Origin of the sequence: Burkholderia sp. HI2761 (assembly GCF_002223355.1) — a bacterium.
Classification (GTDB): domain Bacteria; phylum Pseudomonadota; class Gammaproteobacteria; order Burkholderiales; family Burkholderiaceae; genus Burkholderia.
Genome location: NZ_NKFN01000001.1, coordinates 690,353 through 710,352 on the forward strand (window position 1 = coordinate 690,353; position 20,000 = coordinate 710,352).

The window sequence follows — 20,000 nt, forward strand, 5'->3', positions numbered from 1 at the left end:
TCAGTTGGTGGTGGTGTCGCCGGACGAGGACGACTTGGTGTTCGGGAAGATCGACGCAACCTGGGTGAGCCCCACCGTCGTGCCGTTCGACAGCACGAGCCCCGCGGTGCCGTCCGCCTGCTTGATCACGCTCTGCACCTGCGAGGCCGCGAGCGTCGTGGCCGCCTGCGGCGTGCCGGCACTGTTGGTGTACGACGCGCTGACCGTGTACTTGCCGTCCGGCAGCGCGTTGCCGGCCGCGTCGGTCGGCGTCCAGTTGAACGGCACGGTGCCGGCCGACTGCGCGCCCGCGTTGATCGTGTTCACGACGGCGCCCGCCGAGTTCTTCACGGTGATCGTCAGGTTCGACACCGAACTCGCGAGCGACACCCCGAACGGCGACGCCGCGCCGCTCTTCACCGCGACGCTATTGCCCGGCGCGAGCACGTTCGTGCCGATCAGCAGCGCGGCCTGCGTCTGCTGGCCGGCCGCGAGCTGCGTCGACAGCGACGTGAGCGACGTGTTCAGTTGCGCGATGCCGCTCACCGTGTTGATCTGCGCGAGCTGCGACGTCATCTGCGAGCTGTCCACCGGGCTGGTCGGATCCTGGTTCTGCAGCTGCGTGACGAGCAGCTTCAGGAACGTCGCCTGCAGGTCGCTCGCCGACGTGCCGTTGGTCGACGACACGTTGTTGGTGTTCATCGTGTCGGTCGGCAGCGTCGACACGCTGGTGCCGTTGCCGCCGATCGTCGTGTTGGAGGATGTCATCCTGGGTGGCCTTCTGTCGGAACTGTCGGGTCGGTAAGGTCGGGCGACGGCGGCTTACGAGCCGATCGTCAGCGTCTTGAGCATCAGCGTCTTCGCGGTGTTCAGCGTCTCGACGTTGGCCTGGTACGAGCGCGACGCCGAGATCATGTTCACCATCTCCTGCACCGGATCGACGTTCGGCATCTGCACGTAGCCGTTCGCGTCGGCGGCCGGGTTCGCCGGGTCGTAGGTCGATTTCATCGGCGACGGGTCGTCCATCACCTTGGTCACGCGCACGCCGCCCACGCCCTGGCCGGACGCGCTGCGCGCGCCGCCGAGCGGGTCGGTCGCGAACACGACCTGCTTGGCCTTGTACGGCTTGCCGTCGGGGCCGGTCGCGCTGTCGGCGTTCGCGAGGTTCGACGCGGTGACGTTCAGGCGCTGCGATTGCGCGGACAGCGCCGAACCGGCGACGCCGAAGATGTTCATCAACGAGGGCATGGAGGCTCCTTGTGCTGGGGTCCGGATTCGGAAGCGGCGCTTACGAGTTGGTCGTGATCGCGGCGATCATCGCCTTGATCTGCTGGGTCATCACGGTCATCCCGGTTTCGTAGTGCAACGCGTTGTTCGCGAACTGCACGCGCTCGACGTCGAGATCGACCGTGTTGCCGTCGAGCGACGGCTGCAGCGGCATCCGGTATTGCGCGCGGCCGTAGTCGTCCGACGGGCCGCCCGTCGGGATCAGCTTCGCGGTGCCGGCCATGTGGCCCGGCGCCGTCGACACCATCGACATGCCGCTCGTCACGCCGGCCGGCTGCGCCATCGGCAGTTGCGCCGCGTTGCTCGGCGCAAGGCCGCCGCTCGTCTGCTTCAGCGAGCGCGCGAGCGTCGACGCGAAATCGACGTCGCGGGCCTGGTAGCCGGGCGTGTCGGCGTTCGCGATGTTCGACGACAGCAGTTCCTGCCGGTAGGCGCGCACGTCGAGCGCCTGTCGGCCGAACGCGAATTCCGCATCGAGTTTGTCCAGCATGTGTGCGTCTCTCCGTATGAAGCGCTGCACGCCCCTCGCACCGGATGGCGACCCGAGAGGCTTTTTTCCATGACAGCGATGGTAGGCGCGGGACGCAACCGGCAATCGGACGAATAACGCGGCAAAGCCCCCCTCTATTCATCGTTTGCGCGACGCCCCCGCTCCCTAGAATGCGAAGCGGATCAACGGATCGAGGACACGGCGATGACTGGCGGCGCACTTCGCGACAGGAGCGGGCGGCTCATGCACGTCCGGCGTGCGTTCGCGCTCGCCGCGGCGCTGTGGATCGCCGCGCCTACCGTGCACGCCGACGACGGGATGATCGTGATTCCCGGGCGCGGCGAGACGGCCGAAACCGCGCTCGCCCACGCCAATGCGGCGAGCGGCGGGCAGTTCGGCGGGAATGCGGGTGTCGCTTCGGCTTCGGGCGCGCAGTGGGCGGCCGGCGCCGGCTACGCGGCGCAACCACCCGGCCCGATGGTCGTGACGAGCGTCCCGCCGCCGGCCACCGCACCGGTCCCCGCGCCGGCCCCGATCCACGCAGCCGCCCGCGCGAACGCCGGTTACGGCGCGTCGCCGCGCGCGGCGGACCCCGCCGCCATCGCGACGGTCGTCGCCGGCACGGCCGAACCTGCATCGATGTCCGCGCGGCCGACGCCGCAGCAGGCAATGGCCGCCCGGCTGGCGGCGGCCCGCACCGCGTCGGTCGCGGCGGCGCCGCGCACGGCTGCTGCTGCGGCTTCGGCGGCTTCGGCCAACCCGGCCCCGGCCGCCGCCGCCGCCCAGCCCGCGACGCCGCCCGGCCAGCAAGACCCCGAAACGATCCGGCGCGCGGCGCTCGCGTTCCTGCAGCAGCAGATCGCCGGCCTGCCCGGCAAGACCACCGCGACCGTCACGACCGCCTTTCCGCGCGGGCTCGCCACGTGCACGACGCTCGAACCGTTCTTGCCGACCGGCGCGCGGCTCTGGGGCCGCACGACGGTCGGCGTGCGCTGCGCGGGCGAACGGCCATGGACGGTCTACCTGCAGGCGAAGGTCGCCGTGCAGGCCACCTATTACGTCGCCGCGCGCCAGATCGCGCCCGGCGAGCCGCTCTCCGCGGCCGACCTGGTCGCGCGCGACGGCGATCTGACGGTGCTGCCGCTCGCGGTGATCACCGATCCGGCGCAGGCGATCGGCGCGACCGCGCTCGCGCGCATCTCGGCCGGGCTGCCGCTGCGGCAGGACATGCTGAAGAGCGCGGCGTCGGTGTCGGCCGGCCAGACGGTGCGGGTCGTCGCGGCCGGCCCCGGCTTCACGATCTCGGCCGAGGGCAGCGTGCTCGCGAATGCGGCGCCGGGCCAGTCGGTGCGGGTGCGGATGGCGGCCGGGCAGATCGTCACGGCGATCGTCAAGGACGCCGGCACCGTCGAAATTCCGCTGTAGGGACGGATCCGCCGCAAGAATGTAAAGAATTGTTTATTCGGAGCCATTCGGGCTCGCGATGCTAAAGTTCGGGCCGACCCGGCCGTTATCTGGGTCAAACCGTACAGGAAACCCATCGTGAAGATCGATTCCACTCCGAAACCGAGCCCCCTCGCGCCGACCGGCACCGGCGCGGCCCGTGCGCAGTCCGGCACGGCCCAGTCGTCCGGGCAGGCAGCCGACGCAGGATCGACCGGCGGCGACACGACCGTGAACCTGTCGGGTCTGTCGGGCCAGCTGCGTTCGGTATCCGCGTCGGGCGACGCCGATATCGACACGGGCCTGGTCCAGTCGATCAAGGACGCGCTGAACAACGGCACGCTGACAATCGACGCGAACAAGATTGCCGACGGCGTATTGAACACCGCCCGCGAACTGCTGCAGCAGCAGCGCCCGCAGGGCAGCTAATCCCGGCCTCGTGGCCGGGTCACCCGGTTTGCCGGCGCGCACAGCACTGTGCGCACCGGCGTGACGAGCATGACGCGATGAGAGAAGAGCTGCTGGCCACGGTCAACGACGAACACGCGACGGTCGAAGCGTTCGCGTCCCTGCTCGTCTACGAGGAAAAGGCGCTGACGACGGCCGAGCCGCTCGAGATGCTGCCCGGGATCGTCGAGAAGAAGAGCGAACTGATCGACCGGCTCGCGCAGCTCGAACGCACGCGCGACACGCAGCTTTGCGCGCTCGGCTTTCCGGCCGGCAAGAAAGGCATGGACCAGGCCGCCGAGCGCGATGCGCGCCTCGCGGGCCGCTGGCAACTGCTGCAACAGGCCGCCGAACGCGCGCGCCAGGCCAACGCGAACAACGGGATGCTGATCCGCATCCGGATGGACTACAACGAGCGCGCGCTCGCGGTGCTGCGCTCGGCGCCCGCGCCGGCCGGCGTCTACGGCCCGGACGGACGCGTCTCGGCGCTGACGCGCTGACCTGCTGACGTCGCGCCGCGCGGCCGCCCGGCGGCCGCGCCCCTGCCTTCCCCGTCGTTACAACAGCGGACACGCGGTGACCTGCGTGCCGCGTTCCACGCACAGCCGCTCGTAGTCGCGCAGATACGCGCGCTCGGCGTCGTCCAGCAGGTCGAGATCGATCAGATCCCAGTCGTAGCCCACCGTCACGATGTTCTCGAACGTCACGGTGTCGGGCTGCGCGTCGTCCGGCCGCACGATCACGATGTTCTCGATCCGCACGCCGCCCTTGCCCGGCAGGTAGATGCCCGGCTCGACCGAAATCACCGCATTCGGCACCAGCCCGTACCGCGCGCCCGGCGCGAACCGCACGCCGCCCTCGTGCACGTGAATCCCGACGCCGTGCCCCGTGCCGTGGCCGAAATCGTAGCCGTGATCGCGACACACCTGCCGCACCAGCGCATCGACGTCGCCGCCTTTCGCGGTGGCCGGAAAGCGCGTGACGAGCCCCTTGATGCAGGCCTTCAGCGCGACCGTGTAAATCTCGCGCTGCCACGGCTGCGCGACCGTGTCCTCCCGCGTGCGGCGCAGCACGACGCGCGTGCAGTCCGTCGCGAAGCCGGCTTCGTAGTACGCGCCGCTGTCGAGCAGCACGAGTTCGCCTTCGGTCAGCTCGACGTCGGCGCTCGCCGCCGTGTAATGCGCGAAGGCGCTGTTCGCGCCGTTCGCCGCGATCGACGGAAACGACAGCGCGAGCGCCGAGCGTGCGCCGTACGCGTCGTTGATCGTGCGTGCGAGGTCGTACTCGGTGTGGCGCACGCCCGGCTCGCCCGTCTTCGCCCAGCGCATCGTCTCGGCGATGGCCGCGGAGCTGCGCGCGAACGCGTCGCGAAAGCACTCGAGCACCGCCGGCGTCTTGCTCGCCCGCATCGCCTCGACCGGGTTGAAATCGGCATGCCGCGCGTGCGGCCACACGCGCTTCACCGTGTCGACGAGCGCGCAGTTCACCGATTCGAAGCCGTAGCACACGTGCTCGACCGCGAACGGCGCGAGGAAGCGCTCGAGCGCCGCGACGTCGCGGCGGATCACGTGCAGCGCCGGATACGAATCGAGCATGACCTCGCAGCGGTCGCACCCTTCCGGCAAAAACAGCGCCACCTGGCCGCCGATCGCGAACAGGAAACCGAGGTGCGACGACGCGTTCGGGATGTGATAGCCGCGGCTGTTCAGCAGATATGCGAGATCGTCCGATGCGCAGGTGAAGAACGCCGTCCTGCCGTCGGCCGCGCCGGTATGCGCGGCGAGCCGGCGGTTCAGCGCGTCGAGGTTTTGCGCGACGCTCAGGCCGGTCATCGCGGCCGGGATCTCGAAGATCGGCCGCTCGACGTTCCAGCCCGGCAGCGCGATCGCGCGGTCGATCTCGCGATCGGCGAGGCTCGACCAGTCGAGCGACGCGGCCTGCGTCTGCTCGAACAGCCGGTCGCGCTGGGCAACGCTGATCCGCCGCGCGTCGTAGCCGACCCGCGCGAGCCGGCTCGCGTGCGCGACCAGCCACTCGGCCATCGCCTGCCAGATCGTCACGTTCATCCCGAGCTTCTCGATGCGCACCTGCGCCGGATCGCACTGCTCGTCGGCCTGGAAGTGATAGCGGCCGTCGACGAACAGCACGAACGGCGGCACGCCGAGCGCCTGGGCGGTCGCCGCGCTCAGGAAGATCCCGCAGCCGGCCGAGCCGTCGAAGCCGGACACCGCATAGCGCGGGTTGTTGCCGCGCGGCAGGTACTCGGTCACGTATTCGTCCTGCGACGTGATCAGCACCGCGTCGAGTCGCGCGGCATCGAGCAGGCGCGACAGGGCCGCCTGCGTGTCGGCGACGGACGCGTCGTACGGGGGAAGGCCGGAGAAGCTGTATTTCAGTCGATCGATCATCGGATGCCCGTTATTCATTGTCGGCGGCGGCCGGCGGCGTGTCGCGGCGTCGTGCCTGCCTGACACGACAGGTCGCCGCGGCGCCGGTCGCGCATGGCGCGACGCCGTTCCGGCGGCAGCCCTCGGGGGGAATTTTCGTCTCACTTAACTTTGTTTGATGCGCGACAGAATCTAGAGCACGGGGAAATTGAGGTCAAGCCAAAATTTCCGTAGGACTAAAATCGGCGTGCTGCCCGCGGATCCCGGCACAGCGCCAATTCGCGCGGCGACACCGCGCGGTACAATGCGCCGGCCTCGCCGCCCCGGCGACCGCACCGCCGCTGCGCCCGCGCCCCGGCTCGTTGCCACGAAAGAGATTCATGGATTCAGACCTCATGCGTATCGGCCAGCGCATCCGCCGCCTGCGCCGGGAAGCGAAGAAGACGCTGCTGGAAGTCGCGACCGAGGCGAAGCTGTCGGTCGGATTCCTGTCGCAGGTCGAACGCCATCTGACGGGCATCTCGCTGTCGTCGCTCGTCAACGTCGCGAAGGCGCTGGGCGTGCCGCTCGGCGCGCTGATCGACCAGCCGCGCCAGGCGCAGCCCGATTCGCACGAGGGCAGCCGCAAGCCGTACGCGCTCGACGCCGCGTCGCAGTGGTACGAGCGGCTGTCCACCACGTTCGACGGCAGCCAGATCAACGCGCTCAAGGTGCAGATGATGGAAGGCTACCGGTCGGAATGGGTCGCGCACGGCGGCGACGAATTCGTGTACGTGCTGACTGGCCGCATCTGCTACACGGTCGGCAAGAAGGATTACCCGCTGACGCCCGGCGACTCGCTGCACTTCGACGCGCGCAAGCGGCATCGCGTGGCCAACGTCGGCGACGGGCCGGCCGAGCTGATCGCGGTCAGCACGCTGCCGCTGTTCGACGATAGTTGTGCGGAATTCGTGTCGACGACGACGGCAATCGGGCAGTCGAAGCCCGGCGAGCCGCGCGCGAGCCGCCGCGCGCCGACGCCCGAACGGGACGACCGCGACGCCGCCGCGGCGCGGCCGTCCACGGTTGGCGCGGCCGAAAGGAAGGGATCGGCGAAGCCGCGCGCCGCCGCCGGCAAACGCCCGGCGGCCGCCACGTCGAAGCGCACGAAGAAACCGTGACGGCTGGCGGGCGCGCACGCCGTGCGCGCCGTTCCGCGCCTACTCGCCGATCGCGAGCGCCTGCGCGACGGCCTGGATCCGCGCGCGATGCACGGCGTCCTTGATCTTCTCCGTGTCGGTGCCGATGCCGCGCGCGATCGCGCCGGCATCGACGCTGCGCGCCGCCACGAGCGCGACGCGCAGCCGCTCGGCCTGCGGATACGGCTGCGCATCGAGCCCGAGCCGGCCGCGCGCATCCGATTCGCACGCCTGCAGCAATTCGGCGAAGCGCGCCGGCTTGCGCAGCGCGTCGCTGCGCTCGAAGAGCCGCACCAGCGCGGCCGCGCCCATCTCCATCACGCGATGCAGGTTGCCATGCTCGCGCGCGACCACCAGCGCGAGATCGCGGCATTCGTTCGGCACGCGCAGCCGCTCGCACAGCGGCTTGAGCAGCTCGACGCTGCGGCTTTCGTGGCCGACGTGGCGCGGCAGCACGTCCGCGGGCGTCGTCCCCTTGCCGAGATCGTGCGTGAGCGCCGCGAAGCGCACCGCCAGCGAATAGCCCTGCTTCGCCGCGTAGTCGACGACCATCATCACGTGCACGCCGGTATCGACTTCCGGGTGGTAATCGGCGCGCTGCGGCACGCCCCACAACGCATTCACCTCGGGCAGGATGCGCGCGAGCGCGCCGCATTCGCGCAGCACCGCGAACATCCGCGACGGCTTCGCCTCCATCAGCCCGCGCGCGATTTCCTGCCATACGCGTTCGGGCACGAGCGCATCGACCTCGCCCGCGTCGACCATCCGCCGCATCAGCGCGAGCGTTTCGTCGGCGACCGTGAAATCCGCGAACCGCGCGGCGAAGCGCGCGATGCGCAGGATCCGCACCGGATCCTCGACGAACGCGTCGCTCACGTGCCGGAACATGCGCGCGCGCAGGTCGGCCTGCCCGTCGAACGGATCGATCACCGGACCGACCAGCGCGCCCTCCGGGCTCACCTCGCGCGCCATCGCGTTGATCGTCAGGTCGCGCCGCGCGAGATCCTCGTCGAGCGTCACGTCCGGCGCGTAATGGAACTGGAAGCCGTGATAGCCGGCCGCCGTCTTGCGCTCGGTACGCGCCAGCGCGTATTCCTCCTGCGTCTGCGGATGCAGGAACACCGGGAAATCCTTGCCGACCGGCCGGAAGCCCTGCGCGGTCATCTGCTCGGGCGTCGCGCCGACCACCACGTAATCGCGGTCCTGCACCGGCACGCCGAGCAATTCGTCGCGGATCGCTCCGCCTACTGCGTAGATGTTCATGGCTGCGGTTCGTATTCGGCAATCACGTTGGTTTCATGGCGCGCGGCATCGATCCACCGCTGCACCGCCGGCAGCGCCGTCACGCGCGCCGCATAGCCGGCCGCCTCCGGCGACAGCGCCGGCGCATACGTGTTGAAGCGCATCACGACGGGTGCATACATCGCATCGGCGATCCCGAATTCGCCGAACAGGAACGGCCCGCCCGATGCCTCGATGCATTCGCTCCACAGCGCGTCGATGCGCGCGACATCGGCGAGCGCATCGGGCGTCGCGCCGCGCCCCGGCATCGACTGACGGATGTTCATACCCATCTGCGTGCGCAGCGCCGCGAAGCCCGAATGCATCTCGGCGGATACGCAGCGCGCATGCGCACGCGCGAGCGGGTCGGCCGGCCACATCGGCAAGTGCGGATAGCGCTCGGCGAGCGTCTCGGCGATCGCGAGCGAATCCCAGATCGCCAAGCCGTGATCGTCGACCAGGCATGGCACCTTGCCGGACGGCGAATACGCGAGGATGCGCGCGGCCGTGTCGCCGCGGCGCAATTCGATCGCGATCTCGTCGAACGGGATGCCGAAATGCGTGAGCAGCACCCACGGGCGCATCGACCACGACGAGTAGTTCTTGTCTCCAATGACGAGTTTCATGACGGGGTTCCGGAAAACGCGAAAAAGGAAAAGAAAAGGGCCGACCCGCGGCGCCCCACGCGGGCGCTAGCGACGCGAGCGGAACCAGTCGAACCGCGAGCGCCCGGTCGCTTCGCCGAGATACGCGGGCGCAATGCTTTCGAGACTCGCGGGCGAGATCCCGAGTTCCGGCGCGAGCGGCCCCGACAGCACGTTGGGCACCGACATCGTCGCGAGATTGTCGCGCGTGAGCATCGGCTCGCCGGGCAGGCATTCGAACACGCTCGCCTGCAGCCGCGCAAGCGCGTCGGGCAGCCGCACGATGCGTGCCTGCCGGCCGACCAGCGTGCCGCAATAGCGCACCAGTTGCTCGAGCGTGTAGACGGTCGGGCCGCCGATTTCGTAGGTCTTGCCGTGCGCGGCCGCGAGATCGAGCGTGTTGACGAACGCGCGCACGACATCGCCGACGAACACCGGCTGGAAGCGCGCATCGGGCATCGCGAGCGGGAGCACGGGCACCGTGCGCTGCAGGTTCGCGAACGTGTTGAGGAATGCATCGCCCGGGCCGAACACGACCGACGGACGGAAGATCGTCAGCGCGAGCGAATCGGTGGCCGCGACCGCATGCAGCGCGGCTTCGCCGTCACCCTTCGAGCGCTGGTACATGCTCGCGCCGTGCGAATCGGCGCCGAGCGCGCTCATGTGCAGTACGCGCCGCACGCCGGCCTCCACGCACGCGGCGGCCAGCGCGGCCGGCAGCGCGACGTGCGCGCGCGCGAAGCCCGGCCCGTACGGCGTGCCGCGGCCGCCGTGCAGCACGCCGATCAGGTTGATCGCCGCCTGCGCGCCGGCGACGAAGCGCGCGAGCGTGCGCGTATCGAGCGCGTCGAGTTCGACGATGTCGACCGGCAGCATCTGCAGGTGGCGCGCGTGGTCGCGCCGGCGCGTGCCGATCCGCACCTGCTTGCCCGCGTCGATCAGCGCATTGACGAGCCGGGTGCCGATGAAGCCGGTGCCGCCCAGCAGCGCGACGGTCTGGCGATCCATGTTCGGAGCCTCCGAGGGGCTGTTCACGCTAATAACGGGCTTGCGAACGAGCCTGGCCGGTTGCAGTGCAAGAAGCAAGGAGCGCCGTTTGGCCGAGCCAAACAAGCGACGCGCGACGCCGCGATGCGGCCGGCCAGGCTCGTTCCCCTGACTTGGAAAAATCATGAATGGGGCTGGCCCGTTATTAGCGTGAACAGCCCCTTAAACACTGCCGCGTCTCGCGCGGCAGTTCGTATATCAGGGCGAGATCATGCCTAGACGTTTCTTCAACGACTGCGGTTTGCCCTCGAAGAGCGCCGCGTAGTAGACGGTGTTCGACAGCACGTTCTTCACGTAGTCGCGCGTCTCGTTGAACGGAATCGTCTCCGCGAAGATCGCGCCTTCGACCGGCTGCGTCAACACCTGGCGCCACTGGCGCGGCCGGCCCGGGCCCGCGTTGTAACCGGCGGTGGCGAGCACCGGCGAGCTGTCGAAGTTGTTGTAGATGTCCGCCAGATACCAGGTACCGAGCTGGATGTTGGTGTCGATGTCGTGCATCTGCGCACGCGAGATCGACCCCATGCCGAGCTTCTTCGCGACCATCTGCGCCGTCGCCGGCATCAGTTGCATCAGGCCGCCCGCGCCGACCGACGAACGCGCGCTGATGATGAAGCGCGATTCCTGGCGGATCAGCCCGTACGCCCACTCGATGTCGAGGCCCGTCGACTGCGCATAGCGCTCGACGGTGGTGCGGTACGGCGACGGGTAGCGCAGCGTGAAGTCGTGCTCGGCCTTCGTGCGGTCGGCCGTGTTGACCGTGCGGTCGAGCAGCTCGACGCGCTTGCCGTATTCGGCGGCCGCGAGCAGCTGGCGATCGGTCATCCCGCGCAGCGGCCAGTTCCATTCGCGATTGCCTTCGAGGCGCAGATTCAGCGCGTAAAAACGCTGCGCGAGCGCGAAGCCCGGGATCTTGCCCATCGCATCGATCTCGGCGTCGCTCACCTTCGTGCGCGGCGGGATCGTCGTGCGCTGGCCGAGCTCCTCGCCGGCCAACTGCCCGTAGAAGTTGAACTGGCCGGCGACCTGCTCGAATTCCTGGTTCGCCTGCAGCGTGTCGCCGCTCTGCTTGAGCGCGCGCGCATGCCAGTAGATCCACGCCGGATCGTTACGCAGCGACGGCGGCATCTGATCGATCGACCAGCGCACCATCGGCCAGTTGCCGGCGAGCAGCGCGGCGCGCGTGCGCCACTCATAGCCCGCGTTCGACAGCGGCGCGTTCGCCGATTTCGCGTACCAGACCGATGCCATCGGCGAGCGCTTGATCGCACCCTGGTAGCCGATCGCGCCCCACGCGATCGCCTGTTCCTGCTTGGTGAGCGAAGGCGCGACCGTCGTCAGCATCCCGGCGGCGGCGTCCGGATCGTTGCGCGCCATCCGGCTGAGCGCGATCAGCGCGAGCTGATGCGACGCGGCATCGGGGCCGACGCCGCGCGCGAGGTACAGCGGCGGCGCGCTCGTCGCCTGGTCGAAACCGGCCGGGCGCGGGCCGAGCGCATCGACGATCTTGCCGCCGAGCGTCGTGTAGTTCTGCTCGTACGCGAGGCGCGCCTGCTGCCACACGTCGTCGCTCGTGAACTGCTGGTTGACGGCGAGCGCGGTGATCAGGTCGACGCACGCATCGCCGTAGTTCTTCGGCTCGACCAGCAGCGCGCGCGCCGCCTCGGCGACGTTCTCGTTGCGCGCCGCGCGCGATTCGAGCGCATAGCACTTGACCTGCGTGTCGTCGTCGAGCACGAAGCGCTTGTACTGGTCGTCGAAATTGCGCCAGTCGTGGCGCGCGCCGAGTACGAGCAGGTAGTCGTTGCGCAGGCGATCGGCGATCGCCTGGCCATCGTAGCGCTGCAGGAACGACTGCACGGGCGCGTCCGGCGCATCGACGCGCGCGCGGCCCGTCGAATCGAACAACTGCGGCTTGATCTGGAAATACTCGACGTAGGACGGAACCGGATAGTTCGGGATCATCGACGCGAGCTGCGCGGCCTTCGCGGCGTCGTTGCGGCGTGCGGCTTCGCGAAGCTGCACGAAGATCTGGTCATCCCCGGGGAGCGTGTCGTCGTTCGGTGCGGCGCACGCGGCCGTGCCCGCGACGAGCGCGGCGGCGGAAAGTGCGAGCGCGACCGCGCGATATACTCGGAAAAGGCTGTTCGACATCGTTTTGAATGGAGCACGAAGTGAGCGAAAGCATAGCACGCAACCCTGTGCCGAACCCGAAGGTTGCGCTGCGCAAAATGCTGTCCGGCGCCCGTCGCGACGCCGCGTCGCAGCCCGCCGCGAACGCCGCGCTCGACGCGCGGCTGCGCACGCTGCTCGAGCGCCTGGCGCCGCGCACGGTCGGGTTCTACTGGCCGCTGCCCGGCGAATTCGATGCGCGCGACGCGGTGCTCGCGTGGTGCGCGGCGGGTGCCGGCCGGTGCGCCGCGTTGCCGGTGATCGGCGAGCGTCACACGCCGCTCGCGTTCCATGCGTGGGACGCGCACACGCCGATGCGCGAAGGTCATCACCGGATTCCCGAACCGGCGTCGGGAATCGTCGTCGTGCCCGATCTTTTGCTGATTCCCTGCGTGGGATTCGATCCGCAGCGCTACCGGCTCGGCTACGGCGGCGGCTACTACGACCGCACGCTCGCCGCGTGGCCGGGCGACGCGCTGCCCGTGACGGTCGGCATCGCATACGAAGCGTGCCGCGTCGATGCGCTGCCGGCCGAAGCGCACGACCTCGCACTGCGCTGGATCGTCACCGACGGTGCGCTTTACCCGGCCGCCGGATGATGCCGCGCGCGGCGCCGCGATCGGCGCCGCCGGCCCGCGAGCGCGTCGCCGCGCCCGACCGTTTCCGCCGTCGTTTACAGCGATGCCGCCGCGCGCGCGGCCGTGTCGTAGAGGCCCGATGCGTGGCGCAGCAACTGCGCCGCGTCGCCGATCTGCTCGTTGGTGAGGCCGCTGTCCTTCAGCGTCTCGATCAGGCAGTGCTCGCGCACCTCGCGGTACTTCAGGCACAGGTCGCGGCCCGCGTCGGTCGCGAAGAAGAACACTTCCTTGCCGCTCTTCTCGCTCTTCACATAGCCACGGGCGATCAGTTTTTTCAGCGCATAGGTCGCGACGTGCGTATCCTCGATATTGAGCACGAAGCAGATGTCGGCGAGCTTCTTCTTGCGTTCGCGATGGCTGACGTGATGCAGCAGCGAGACCTCGACCGCCGTCATGTCCTTCGCGCCCGCCGCCGACATGCAGCGCACCATCCAGCGGTTGAACGCGTTGCCGGCCATGATGAGCCCGTATTCGAGCTCCGACAGCTCCGCGCTCGAATCGGAAACGAGGTGTTCGGATGACACGATCTTGGTCGCAGGACGCTTCATGGAAAGGCGGCGCAAGCCGGATGACAGGATGTGCCCGAGTGTACGCCAGAAGCCCCGACATACGAGCTAGGCGAAAACGCTTATTGAGAAGTTGTCGATATTTTATCGACAATGTGCGCTAACATTGCCGTCCGAACCGTGCCAGTCCGATGACGCAACCCCGCATTTATCCGCTCGGCGATGCCGCCCTCGTCTGCGAGGCGCCGCCGCCCGCCACGCTCGATTGTCAGCGCCGCGTCTGGGCCGTGGCCGAGGCCGCGCGCGCGTGGCCCGACGTGATCGACGTCGTCCCCGGCATGAACAACCTGACCATCGTGTTCGACTCGCTCGCCGCGACGGCCGACTCGCTCACGCCCGCGCTGCGCGACGCGTGGGAGACGGCCGACGTCGAGCACGCGGACGGCCGCGAGGTCGAGATCCCGGTCGAGTACGGCGGTGCCGCCGGCCCCGACCTGGCGGCCGTCGCCGCCCACACGGGGCTGTCGGCCGACGAGGTCGTCGCGCGCCACGCGGCCGGCGCCTACGTCGTGTTCTTCGTCGGATTTCAGCCGGGCTTCGCGTATCTCGGCGGCCTCGACGCGTCACTGCACACGCCGCGCCGCGCGGCGCCGCGCCTCGAGGTGCCGGCCGGCTCGGTCGGCATCGGCGGCGCGCAGACGGGCATCTACCCGGCCACGTCGCCCGGCGGCTGGCAACTGATCGGTCGCACGTCGCAGCTGCTGTTCGACCCGGCGCGGCCGCAGCCGACGCTGCTGCTGCCCGGCGACCGCGTACGCTTCACCATTGCGGGAGTCGACGCACGATGACCCAGAGCAACGCACCGGGCACCATCGAGGTCGTGCGGGCCGGCCCGCTGTCGACCGTGCAGGATCTCGGGCGCCGCGGCACGCGCCATCTCGGCGTCGCGCAGGGCGGCGCGCTCGACGGCCTCGCGCTCGAAGTCGGCAACCGGCTCGTCGGCAACCGCCCCGACGCGGCGGCCGTCGAAATCACGATCGGCCCCGCCACGTTCCGCTTCACGCGCGCCACGCGCATCGCGATCACCGGTACCGAGTTCGGCGCGACGCTCGACGGCCGGCGCGTGCATTCGTGGTGGAGCCTGCCGGTCGACGCCGGGCAGACGCTCGTGCTGCCGGCCGCGAAACGCGGGATGCGCGGCTACCTGTGCATCGCGGGCGGCATCGACGTGCTGCCGATGCTCGGCTCGCGCAGCACCGATCTCGCGTCGCGCTTCGGCGGCCTCGGCGGCCGCACGCTGCGCGACGGCGACCGCCTCCCGGTCGGCGTGCCGCCGGCCGGCGCGAGCTGCCTCGCGGCCGATGCGCCCGAATTCGGCGTGAAGGCGCCGGCCTGGTGCGCGTTCGTGCGCGTCGACGAACCGCCGCGCCGTCACCGCCCCGCGCATGCGCCGTGGGCGATGCCCGTGCGCGTGCTGCCGGGCCCCGACTACGCGTCGTTCGCGGCCGATTCGCAGCAGGCGTTGTGGGACGAGGAATGGCTCGTCACCGCGAACAGCAACCGGATGGGCTATCGGCTCGCCGGCGCCGAGCTCGTGCGCGAGCGGCCGGTCGAGCTGTTGTCGCACGCGGTGTTGCCCGGCACGATCCAGGTGCCGCCGAATGGCCAGCCGATCGTGCTGATGCACGACGCGCAGACCACCGGCGGCTACCCGAAGATCGGCACGGTGATCCGCGCCGACCTGTGGAAGCTCGCGCAGGCGCGGCTCAACCTGCCGATCCGCTTCGTACGCACGACCCTCGACGCCGCGCGCGCCGCCCTCGTCGCGGAACGGGCGTACCTGCGGCAGATCGACGTCGCGATCGAGATGCGCGAGGAAGCGCGCCGCCGTGCCCAATCGCGCGCGGCGTGACAATGATGGAAGCAGCACGGAGGACGCGCCACGCAATCAGTGGACGAGGAACATCATGGAAATCGATCTGAATGCCGATCTCGGCGAAGGATGCGGATCGGACGAGGCGCTGCTCGACCTCGTCACGTCGGCGAACATCGCATGCGGATGGCATGCAGGCGGCGCGAATGCGATGCGCGACTGCGTGCGCTGGGCCGTGCAGAAAGGCGTGTCGATCGGCGCGCATCCGAGCTTTCACGATCCGGAGAATTTCGGCCGCAAGGAAATGCAGTTGCCGGCCGGCGACATCTATGCGGGCGTGCTGTACCAGCTCGGCGCGCTGTCGGCGATCGCGCAGGCCGAGGGCGGCCGCATCGCGCACGTGAAACCGCACGGCGCGCTGTACAACCAGGCCGCGCGCGATCCGATGATCGCCGACGCGGTGGTGTCCGCGATCCACGACTTCGATCCGTCACTCGCGGTGTTCGGGCTCGCGAACAGCGTGTTCGTCGCGGCCGCGCGGCATGCGGGGCTCTCGGCGGTGGAGGAAGTGTTCGCCGATCGCGGCTACCGCGCGGACGGCTCGCTGGTGCCGCGCAGCCTGCCCGGCGCGTTGATCGACGATGAAGATGCGGTGCTCGCGCGCACGCTCGACATGGTGCGCAACCGGCAGGTGCGCGCGCTGAGCGGCGAATGGGTGCCGCTCAATGCGCAGACCGTCTGCCTGCATGGCGACGGGCCGCACGCGCTGGCGTTCGCGAAGCGGATCCGCGCGGCGCTCGAGGCCGCGGGTGTCGATGTGGTGGCGCCGGGGGCATTGCAGGCGGACGAAGGCGCGTAACGAAGCATTCGGTGCGTCGCCCGCGCGTTGCACGTTTTCGTCGCACCAAAGAAAAAAGCGCCCTCGTGGCGCTTTTCCGTTGGCGCAATCGCTGCGGCTTCGCCGTCTGTCGATTCACCCCCCGAAACCGTCTTTCGACGGTGACCGGAAAAATATTCCGGATTAAAAAACGTCCGCCGCCGCCCGATCACTGCCTTCCCCGGTCAGACGACGGAACGTCGCTTATGTGCAAGTCGGCCTGCATGCATGTGTTGTTCGACGATGATTGGCCCCGCCGTGCATGCAGACTCTCCGCGGCCGGCACGCGCTTCACGTGCCGGCGACGCTCACCCCGCGCTTTATTTCTGCTACCCCGTAGAACTTATCTATTCTTTTCATTTTTTCAACTTGTGGGGTGAAGAATAGATATTGGCCGAACGGGATGTCAATCGTTTTAAACGCTATTTTCCGACGATTCAAGGGTTTTCCTTATCGATTGCCGCCGCCATGCAGGCGCCTCGCCGCGTGCGCACGGCGTCGATCAAACAGGGGAAGATCGGTGCATGGAGCCGCGCGCGATCAGTTCGCGTCGACCCGGTATCCTTGCTGGCGCAACAATTCGAGCACGCCGCGCGGGCCGCCCAGATGCAGCGCGCCGATCGCGACGAACAGCGGCCGGTTCGGCGCGGCGATTGCCGTCATCCGTGCAACGAAGCGCCGGTTGCGCTCGTACACGATCTTGTTGTCGAGCGACGCCGACAACGCCTTCGAACGCGCGAGCCGCTCACTCTTCGCGACGGCCCATGCGGAGATCGCATCGGCGTCGCCAATTCGCCACAGTCGGTGCAGCGCCTTGATGTCGTCGGCGTTCTGCGCGGGCGTCTGCACCATGTCCTGCGCGAGCATCTCGCGCTGCTCGGCGAGCGTCAGCCCGGTGAACGCGCGCATCTGTTCGGCGAGCGTCTCGAGCCCGATCACGCGGCCGCCCTTCTTCTTCAGGAACACGTTCTGCAGTTGCGCCTCGGTGCCGTATTCGGTCTGCAGGCCCGCCGACAGCGAATCGTAGGTCTCGACGACGAGCGCCGCGAGCCACGGCCGCATCTTGCGGATCTCGGCGAGCGCGGCCGGGTTGCCGCGCAGGCGCGCCGCGAGCCGCTGCCACAGCGGCTCGGGCAGCAGGCGCTGCAGGCACGGATAGCGACACACGCCGTACTTCGACACGTCGTCCTGCGATTCGAGCAGATCGTCGGGCGACAGCTCGAGCGCGAGCGTCGGCGACGCGGCGAGCGCCGCGAGGATGCGCGGCCGGAACGGCTGCATGCTCGGATAATCGGACGGGTCGCCCGTATGCAGCGTGCCGAGCACGTAGAGCGTGACCTTGCCCTTGGTCGCGACGTAGAACGGCATGCGCGCCGGCTGCACGCGCACGGCGCCGCTCGACACCGTGCCGTCCGACACGGCCGGCGCATGGAAGCCCGGCAGGCTCATGCCCGGCGGCGGAACCTGCGCCGGATGAATCGGCGAAGTCGCCGGCGCACGCCCTTCGGCGCGCGCCGGTTCGACGGGCACCACGACGCTGGCCGCCACGCACGCGCCGGCCAGCGCCGCGCCCGTGACGGTACGCACGCTCCAGCGCCGCGCGTAGCGGTACGCGCGCATCGCGCGCGCGCCGCCTGCTCCCGCACGGCGCACACCGGACACGCGCGCCGCCAACGCTTCAGGCATTCGCCTCCCCGACCTCCTCGGCGCGATGGCAGGCCACGCGCCGGCCGTCCACTTCGCGCAATTGCGGCTCCTCGACGCGGCACCGCTCGACCGCGTATGGGCAGCGCTGGTGGAACGCGCAGCCCGACGGCGGATTGAGCGGCGACGGCAGCTCGCCCTGCAGCTTGATCTGCACGCGGCGATCTTCCTCGAAGATCGCCGGCGTCGCCGACATCAGCGCCCGCGTGTACGGATGGCGCGGCCGCGCGTAGATCGTCGCCTTGTCGCCGAGCTCGGCGACGCTGCCGAAGTACATCACCATCACGTCGTCCGCGACGTGCTCGACCACCGACAGGTTGTGCGAGATGAACACGTAGCTCGTCTTGAACTGCTCCTGCAGATCCATGAACAGGTTCAGGATCTGCGCCTGGATCGACACGTCGAGCGCGGACACCGGCTCGTCGGCGACGACGATGCGCGGATCGAGGATCATCGCGCGCGCGATCGCGACCCGCTGGCGCTGGCCGCCCGAGAACATGTGCGGATAGCGCTTCGCGTGCTCGGGCCGCAGGCCGACCGTGCGCATGATCTGCGCGATGCGCGCGGCGCGCTCGGCGGCCGTCAGGTTCGCGTTGATCTCGAGCGGCTCGGAGAGCGTCTGCTCGACGGTCTTGCGCGGGTTCAGCGACGCGAACGGGTTCTGGAACACCATCTGCACGCGGCGGCGCAGGTCGGCGACCGTCTCGCGGCTCGCGCCGGCCACGTTCTTGCCGTCGATCGTCAGGCTGCCCGCCGTGGGCGTCTCGATCATCGTGAGCTGGCGCGCGAGCGTCGATTTCCCGCAGCCCGATTCGCCGACGACGGCGAGCGTCTTGCCGCGCTTCAGCGAGAACGACACGCCGTTCAGCGCCTTGACCGTGCCCTGGCCGAACATCCCGCGCTTCACCGAATAGTGTTTCGCGAGGCCATCGGCCACCAGCACAGCTTCCTCGTCGTGCGATGCGCGAGGCGTTTCATTGACAGCATTCATCGTGCGCCTCGCGTCAGGTCGAGGTTGGAAACATTGAGCGGCTTGATGCAGCGCGCACGCATCGCATCGTTGCCCGACACCAGCGTGTCGAGCGCCGGCCGCGCCTTGCGGCAATCGTCGACGACGTACTTGCAGCGCGGCGCGAACAGGCACCCGGACGGGCGATCATCGCGGCCCGGCACCATGCCGGGCAATGCGGCAAGGCGACGCGCCCCCTGATTGTGCTCGGGAATCGCCGCGAGCAGCGCTTCGGTGTACGGATGATGCGGCGCGCGGAAGATGTCGGGCACGCGATTGGTCTCGATGATCTCGCCCGCGTACATCACCGCGACGCGATGCGCGACCTCGGACACCACGGCGAGATCGTGCGAGATCAGCACGAGCGCCATCCCGCGTTCCTTCTGCAGCTTCACGAGCAGATCCATGATCTGCGCCTGGATCGTCACGTCGAGCGCGGTGGTCGGCTCGTCGGCGATCAGGAGCTTCGGGTTGCACGCCACCGCCATCGCGATCATCACGCGCTGGTTCATCCCGCCCGACATCTGGTGCGGGAACGACGCGATGCGGTTCTTCGCATCGGGAATGCCGACCTGGTCGAGCAGTTCGAGCGCGCGCCGGTGCAGCGCGTCGCCGCGCAGGCCTTCGTGCAGCTTCAGCACCTCCTTGATCTGGTAGCCGACCGTGTAGCTCGGGTTCAGGCTCGTCAGCGCGTCCTGGAACACCATCGCGATGTCCTTGCCGACGATCTTGCGGCGCGCTTTCGGCGACGCCTTCAGCAAATCGACGCCGTTGAACGTCACCTCGTCGGCCGTCACCTTGCCGGGCGCGTCGATCAGGCCCATCAGCGCCATCATCGTCACGCTCTTGCCCGAGCCCGATTCGCCGACGACGCCCACGACCTCGCCCGGCGCGACCGACAGGTGGATCCGGTCGACCGCGGGCAGGCCGTTGAAGTTCACCGCGAGATTGCGGATAGTCAGTAGATCTTGGCTCATGTCATCCTCCGCCGGGCCGCCCCAAGGAGGATGACCGCCCCCTTGGGGGGCAACGAACGAAGAG

General features: G+C 69.2%; 20 protein-coding genes. 8 read left to right on the forward strand and 12 right to left on the reverse strand.

Going from position 1 to position 20,000, the window contains the following annotated elements; translation table 11 throughout:
- Genes CFB46_RS03300 through flgB form a run of 3 tightly spaced genes read right to left on the reverse strand, consistent with a single transcriptional unit; the run spans nt 1 to nt 1,756 of the window.
- On the reverse strand, nt 1-747 hold the full coding sequence (locus tag CFB46_RS03300; RefSeq protein WP_027785672.1) for a flagellar hook assembly protein FlgD: 747 nt from the start codon (nt 745-747) through the stop codon (nt 1-3).
- A 54-nt stretch (nt 748-801) separates the two neighbouring features.
- Entirely contained in the window at nt 802-1,227 is a 426-nt protein-coding gene (flgC, locus tag CFB46_RS03305; protein ID WP_027785673.1) for a flagellar basal body rod protein FlgC, read from the reverse strand.
- A 40-nt stretch (nt 1,228-1,267) separates the two neighbouring features.
- On the reverse strand, nt 1,268-1,756 hold the full coding sequence (gene flgB, locus CFB46_RS03310) for a flagellar basal body rod protein FlgB (RefSeq protein WP_027785674.1): 489 nt from the start codon (nt 1,754-1,756) through the stop codon (nt 1,268-1,270).
- A 204-nt stretch (nt 1,757-1,960) separates the two neighbouring features.
- Between flgB and flgA the strand changes: the two genes are divergently transcribed.
- The 3 genes from flgA to CFB46_RS03325 all read left to right on the forward strand — a co-directional run bounded on the left by flgA (nt 1,961) and on the right by CFB46_RS03325 (nt 4,146).
- Nucleotides 1,961-3,181: a flagellar basal body P-ring formation chaperone FlgA gene (gene flgA / locus CFB46_RS03315; RefSeq protein WP_027785675.1), complete on the forward strand. Its 1,221-nt coding sequence runs from the start codon at nt 1,961-1,963 to the stop codon at nt 3,179-3,181.
- A gap of 117 nt (nt 3,182-3,298) precedes the next feature.
- On the forward strand, nt 3,299-3,628 hold the full coding sequence (gene flgM / locus CFB46_RS03320) for a flagellar biosynthesis anti-sigma factor FlgM (RefSeq protein WP_027785676.1): 330 nt from the start codon (nt 3,299-3,301) through the stop codon (nt 3,626-3,628).
- A gap of 77 nt (nt 3,629-3,705) precedes the next feature.
- On the forward strand, nt 3,706-4,146 hold the full coding sequence (locus CFB46_RS03325; protein WP_027785677.1) for a flagella synthesis protein FlgN: 441 nt from the start codon (nt 3,706-3,708) through the stop codon (nt 4,144-4,146).
- Nucleotides 4,147-4,203: 57 nt separating this feature from the next.
- On the opposite strand, the gene CFB46_RS03330 is transcribed toward CFB46_RS03325, so the two are convergent.
- On the reverse strand, nt 4,204-6,054 hold the full coding sequence (locus CFB46_RS03330) for a M24 family metallopeptidase (protein WP_089499260.1): 1,851 nt from the start codon (nt 6,052-6,054) through the stop codon (nt 4,204-4,206).
- A gap of 359 nt (nt 6,055-6,413) precedes the next feature.
- Here CFB46_RS03330 and CFB46_RS03335 point away from each other — a divergent pair, with 359 nt between their 5' ends.
- Complete coding sequence (locus tag CFB46_RS03335) at nt 6,414-7,193, forward strand: helix-turn-helix domain-containing protein (protein WP_089499261.1); 780 nt, start codon at nt 6,414-6,416, stop codon at nt 7,191-7,193.
- Nucleotides 7,194-7,232: 39 nt separating this feature from the next.
- On the opposite strand, the gene CFB46_RS03340 is transcribed toward CFB46_RS03335, so the two are convergent.
- From CFB46_RS03340 to CFB46_RS03355, 4 genes are all read right to left on the reverse strand, one after another.
- A complete protein-coding gene (locus tag CFB46_RS03340; RefSeq protein WP_089499262.1) occupies nt 7,233-8,474 on the reverse strand; it encodes a multifunctional CCA addition/repair protein in 1,242 nt (413 codons plus the stop codon).
- Nucleotides 8,471-9,118 (reverse strand): glutathione S-transferase family protein, encoded by a 648-nt coding sequence (locus CFB46_RS03345; RefSeq protein ID WP_089499263.1) that lies wholly within the window; start codon nt 9,116-9,118, stop codon nt 8,471-8,473. The genes CFB46_RS03340 and CFB46_RS03345 overlap by 4 nt, the downstream gene beginning before the upstream one ends.
- Nucleotides 9,119-9,184: 66 nt before the next feature.
- Entirely contained in the window at nt 9,185-10,144 is a 960-nt protein-coding gene (locus CFB46_RS03350; protein WP_027785682.1) for a complex I NDUFA9 subunit family protein, read from the reverse strand.
- A gap of 237 nt (nt 10,145-10,381) precedes the next feature.
- Nucleotides 10,382-12,334, reverse strand: coding sequence for a lytic transglycosylase domain-containing protein (locus tag CFB46_RS03355; RefSeq protein WP_027785683.1), 1,953 nt, complete (start codon nt 12,332-12,334; stop codon nt 10,382-10,384).
- An 8-nt stretch (nt 12,335-12,342) separates the two neighbouring features.
- Here CFB46_RS03355 and CFB46_RS03360 point away from each other — a divergent pair, with 8 nt between their 5' ends.
- A complete protein-coding gene (locus tag CFB46_RS03360) occupies nt 12,343-12,951 on the forward strand; it encodes a 5-formyltetrahydrofolate cyclo-ligase (RefSeq protein WP_051421410.1) in 609 nt (202 codons plus the stop codon).
- Nucleotides 12,952-13,025: 74 nt separating this feature from the next.
- On the opposite strand, the gene CFB46_RS03365 is transcribed toward CFB46_RS03360, so the two are convergent.
- Nucleotides 13,026-13,538, reverse strand: coding sequence for a winged helix DNA-binding protein (locus CFB46_RS03365; RefSeq protein WP_011546427.1), 513 nt, complete (start codon nt 13,536-13,538; stop codon nt 13,026-13,028).
- A 149-nt stretch (nt 13,539-13,687) separates the two neighbouring features.
- Here CFB46_RS03365 and pxpB point away from each other — a divergent pair, with 149 nt between their 5' ends.
- From pxpB to pxpA, 3 genes are read left to right on the forward strand one after another with little or no spacing between them, the layout of a single operon-like run.
- Nucleotides 13,688-14,344, forward strand: coding sequence for a 5-oxoprolinase subunit PxpB (gene pxpB, locus CFB46_RS03370; protein WP_089499264.1), 657 nt, complete (start codon nt 13,688-13,690; stop codon nt 14,342-14,344).
- A complete protein-coding gene (locus CFB46_RS03375; protein WP_027785686.1) occupies nt 14,341-15,408 on the forward strand; it encodes a biotin-dependent carboxyltransferase family protein in 1,068 nt (355 codons plus the stop codon). The genes pxpB and CFB46_RS03375 overlap by 4 nt, the downstream gene beginning before the upstream one ends.
- Nucleotides 15,409-15,463: 55 nt before the next feature.
- Nucleotides 15,464-16,228 carry a 5-oxoprolinase subunit PxpA gene (gene pxpA / locus CFB46_RS03380; protein WP_027785687.1) on the forward strand — a complete coding sequence of 255 codons (765 nt, stop codon included), beginning with the start codon at nt 15,464-15,466 and terminating at the stop codon, nt 16,226-16,228.
- Nucleotides 16,229-16,786: 558 nt separating this feature from the next.
- Here pxpA and CFB46_RS03385 read toward each other — a convergent pair.
- Genes CFB46_RS03385 through CFB46_RS03395 form a run of 3 tightly spaced genes read right to left on the reverse strand, consistent with a single transcriptional unit; the run spans nt 16,787 to nt 19,936 of the window.
- Nucleotides 16,787-17,932 carry a TraB/GumN family protein gene (locus CFB46_RS03385; protein ID WP_089499265.1) on the reverse strand — a complete coding sequence of 382 codons (1,146 nt, stop codon included), beginning with the start codon at nt 17,930-17,932 and terminating at the stop codon, nt 16,787-16,789.
- On the reverse strand, nt 17,925-18,941 hold the full coding sequence (locus CFB46_RS03390) for a peptide ABC transporter ATP-binding protein (RefSeq protein ID WP_089499266.1): 1,017 nt from the start codon (nt 18,939-18,941) through the stop codon (nt 17,925-17,927). Before CFB46_RS03390 ends, CFB46_RS03385 begins: the two co-directional genes overlap by 8 nt.
- Complete coding sequence (locus tag CFB46_RS03395; protein ID WP_027785690.1) at nt 18,938-19,936, reverse strand: ABC transporter ATP-binding protein; 999 nt, start codon at nt 19,934-19,936, stop codon at nt 18,938-18,940. The genes CFB46_RS03390 and CFB46_RS03395 overlap by 4 nt, the downstream gene beginning before the upstream one ends.
- Nucleotides 19,937-20,000: the final 64 nt, after the last annotated feature.

Coding starts and splice junctions, on each gene's coding strand:
- CFB46_RS03300 (WP_027785672.1), bottom strand. CDS start 747: ATGACATCCTCCAACACGACGATCGGCGGCAACGGCACCAGCGTGTCG.
- flgC (WP_027785673.1), bottom strand. CDS start 1,227: ATGCCCTCGTTGATGAACATCTTCGGCGTCGCCGGTTCGGCGCTGTCC.
- flgB (WP_027785674.1), bottom strand. CDS start 1,756: ATGCTGGACAAACTCGATGCGGAATTCGCGTTCGGCCGACAGGCGCTC.
- flgA (WP_027785675.1), top strand. CDS start 1,961: ATGACTGGCGGCGCACTTCGCGACAGGAGCGGGCGGCTCATGCACGTC.
- CFB46_RS03325 (WP_027785677.1), top strand. CDS start 3,706: ATGAGAGAAGAGCTGCTGGCCACGGTCAACGACGAACACGCGACGGTC.
- CFB46_RS03330 (WP_089499260.1), bottom strand. CDS start 6,054: ATGATCGATCGACTGAAATACAGCTTCTCCGGCCTTCCCCCGTACGAC.
- CFB46_RS03335 (WP_089499261.1), top strand. CDS start 6,414: ATGGATTCAGACCTCATGCGTATCGGCCAGCGCATCCGCCGCCTGCGC.
- CFB46_RS03340 (WP_089499262.1), bottom strand. CDS start 8,474: ATGAACATCTACGCAGTAGGCGGAGCGATCCGCGACGAATTGCTCGGC.
- CFB46_RS03345 (WP_089499263.1), bottom strand. CDS start 9,118: ATGAAACTCGTCATTGGAGACAAGAACTACTCGTCGTGGTCGATGCGC.
- CFB46_RS03350 (WP_027785682.1), bottom strand. CDS start 10,144: ATGGATCGCCAGACCGTCGCGCTGCTGGGCGGCACCGGCTTCATCGGC.
- CFB46_RS03355 (WP_027785683.1), bottom strand. CDS start 12,334: ATGTCGAACAGCCTTTTCCGAGTATATCGCGCGGTCGCGCTCGCACTT.
- CFB46_RS03360 (WP_051421410.1), top strand. CDS start 12,343: ATGGAGCACGAAGTGAGCGAAAGCATAGCACGCAACCCTGTGCCGAAC.
- CFB46_RS03365 (WP_011546427.1), bottom strand. CDS start 13,538: ATGAAGCGTCCTGCGACCAAGATCGTGTCATCCGAACACCTCGTTTCC.
- pxpB (WP_089499264.1), top strand. CDS start 13,688: ATGACGCAACCCCGCATTTATCCGCTCGGCGATGCCGCCCTCGTCTGC.
- CFB46_RS03375 (WP_027785686.1), top strand. CDS start 14,341: ATGACCCAGAGCAACGCACCGGGCACCATCGAGGTCGTGCGGGCCGGC.
- pxpA (WP_027785687.1), top strand. CDS start 15,464: ATGGAAATCGATCTGAATGCCGATCTCGGCGAAGGATGCGGATCGGAC.
- CFB46_RS03385 (WP_089499265.1), bottom strand. CDS start 17,932: ATGCCTGAAGCGTTGGCGGCGCGCGTGTCCGGTGTGCGCCGTGCGGGA.
- CFB46_RS03390 (WP_089499266.1), bottom strand. CDS start 18,941: ATGAATGCTGTCAATGAAACGCCTCGCGCATCGCACGACGAGGAAGCT.
- CFB46_RS03395 (WP_027785690.1), bottom strand. CDS start 19,936: ATGAGCCAAGATCTACTGACTATCCGCAATCTCGCGGTGAACTTCAAC.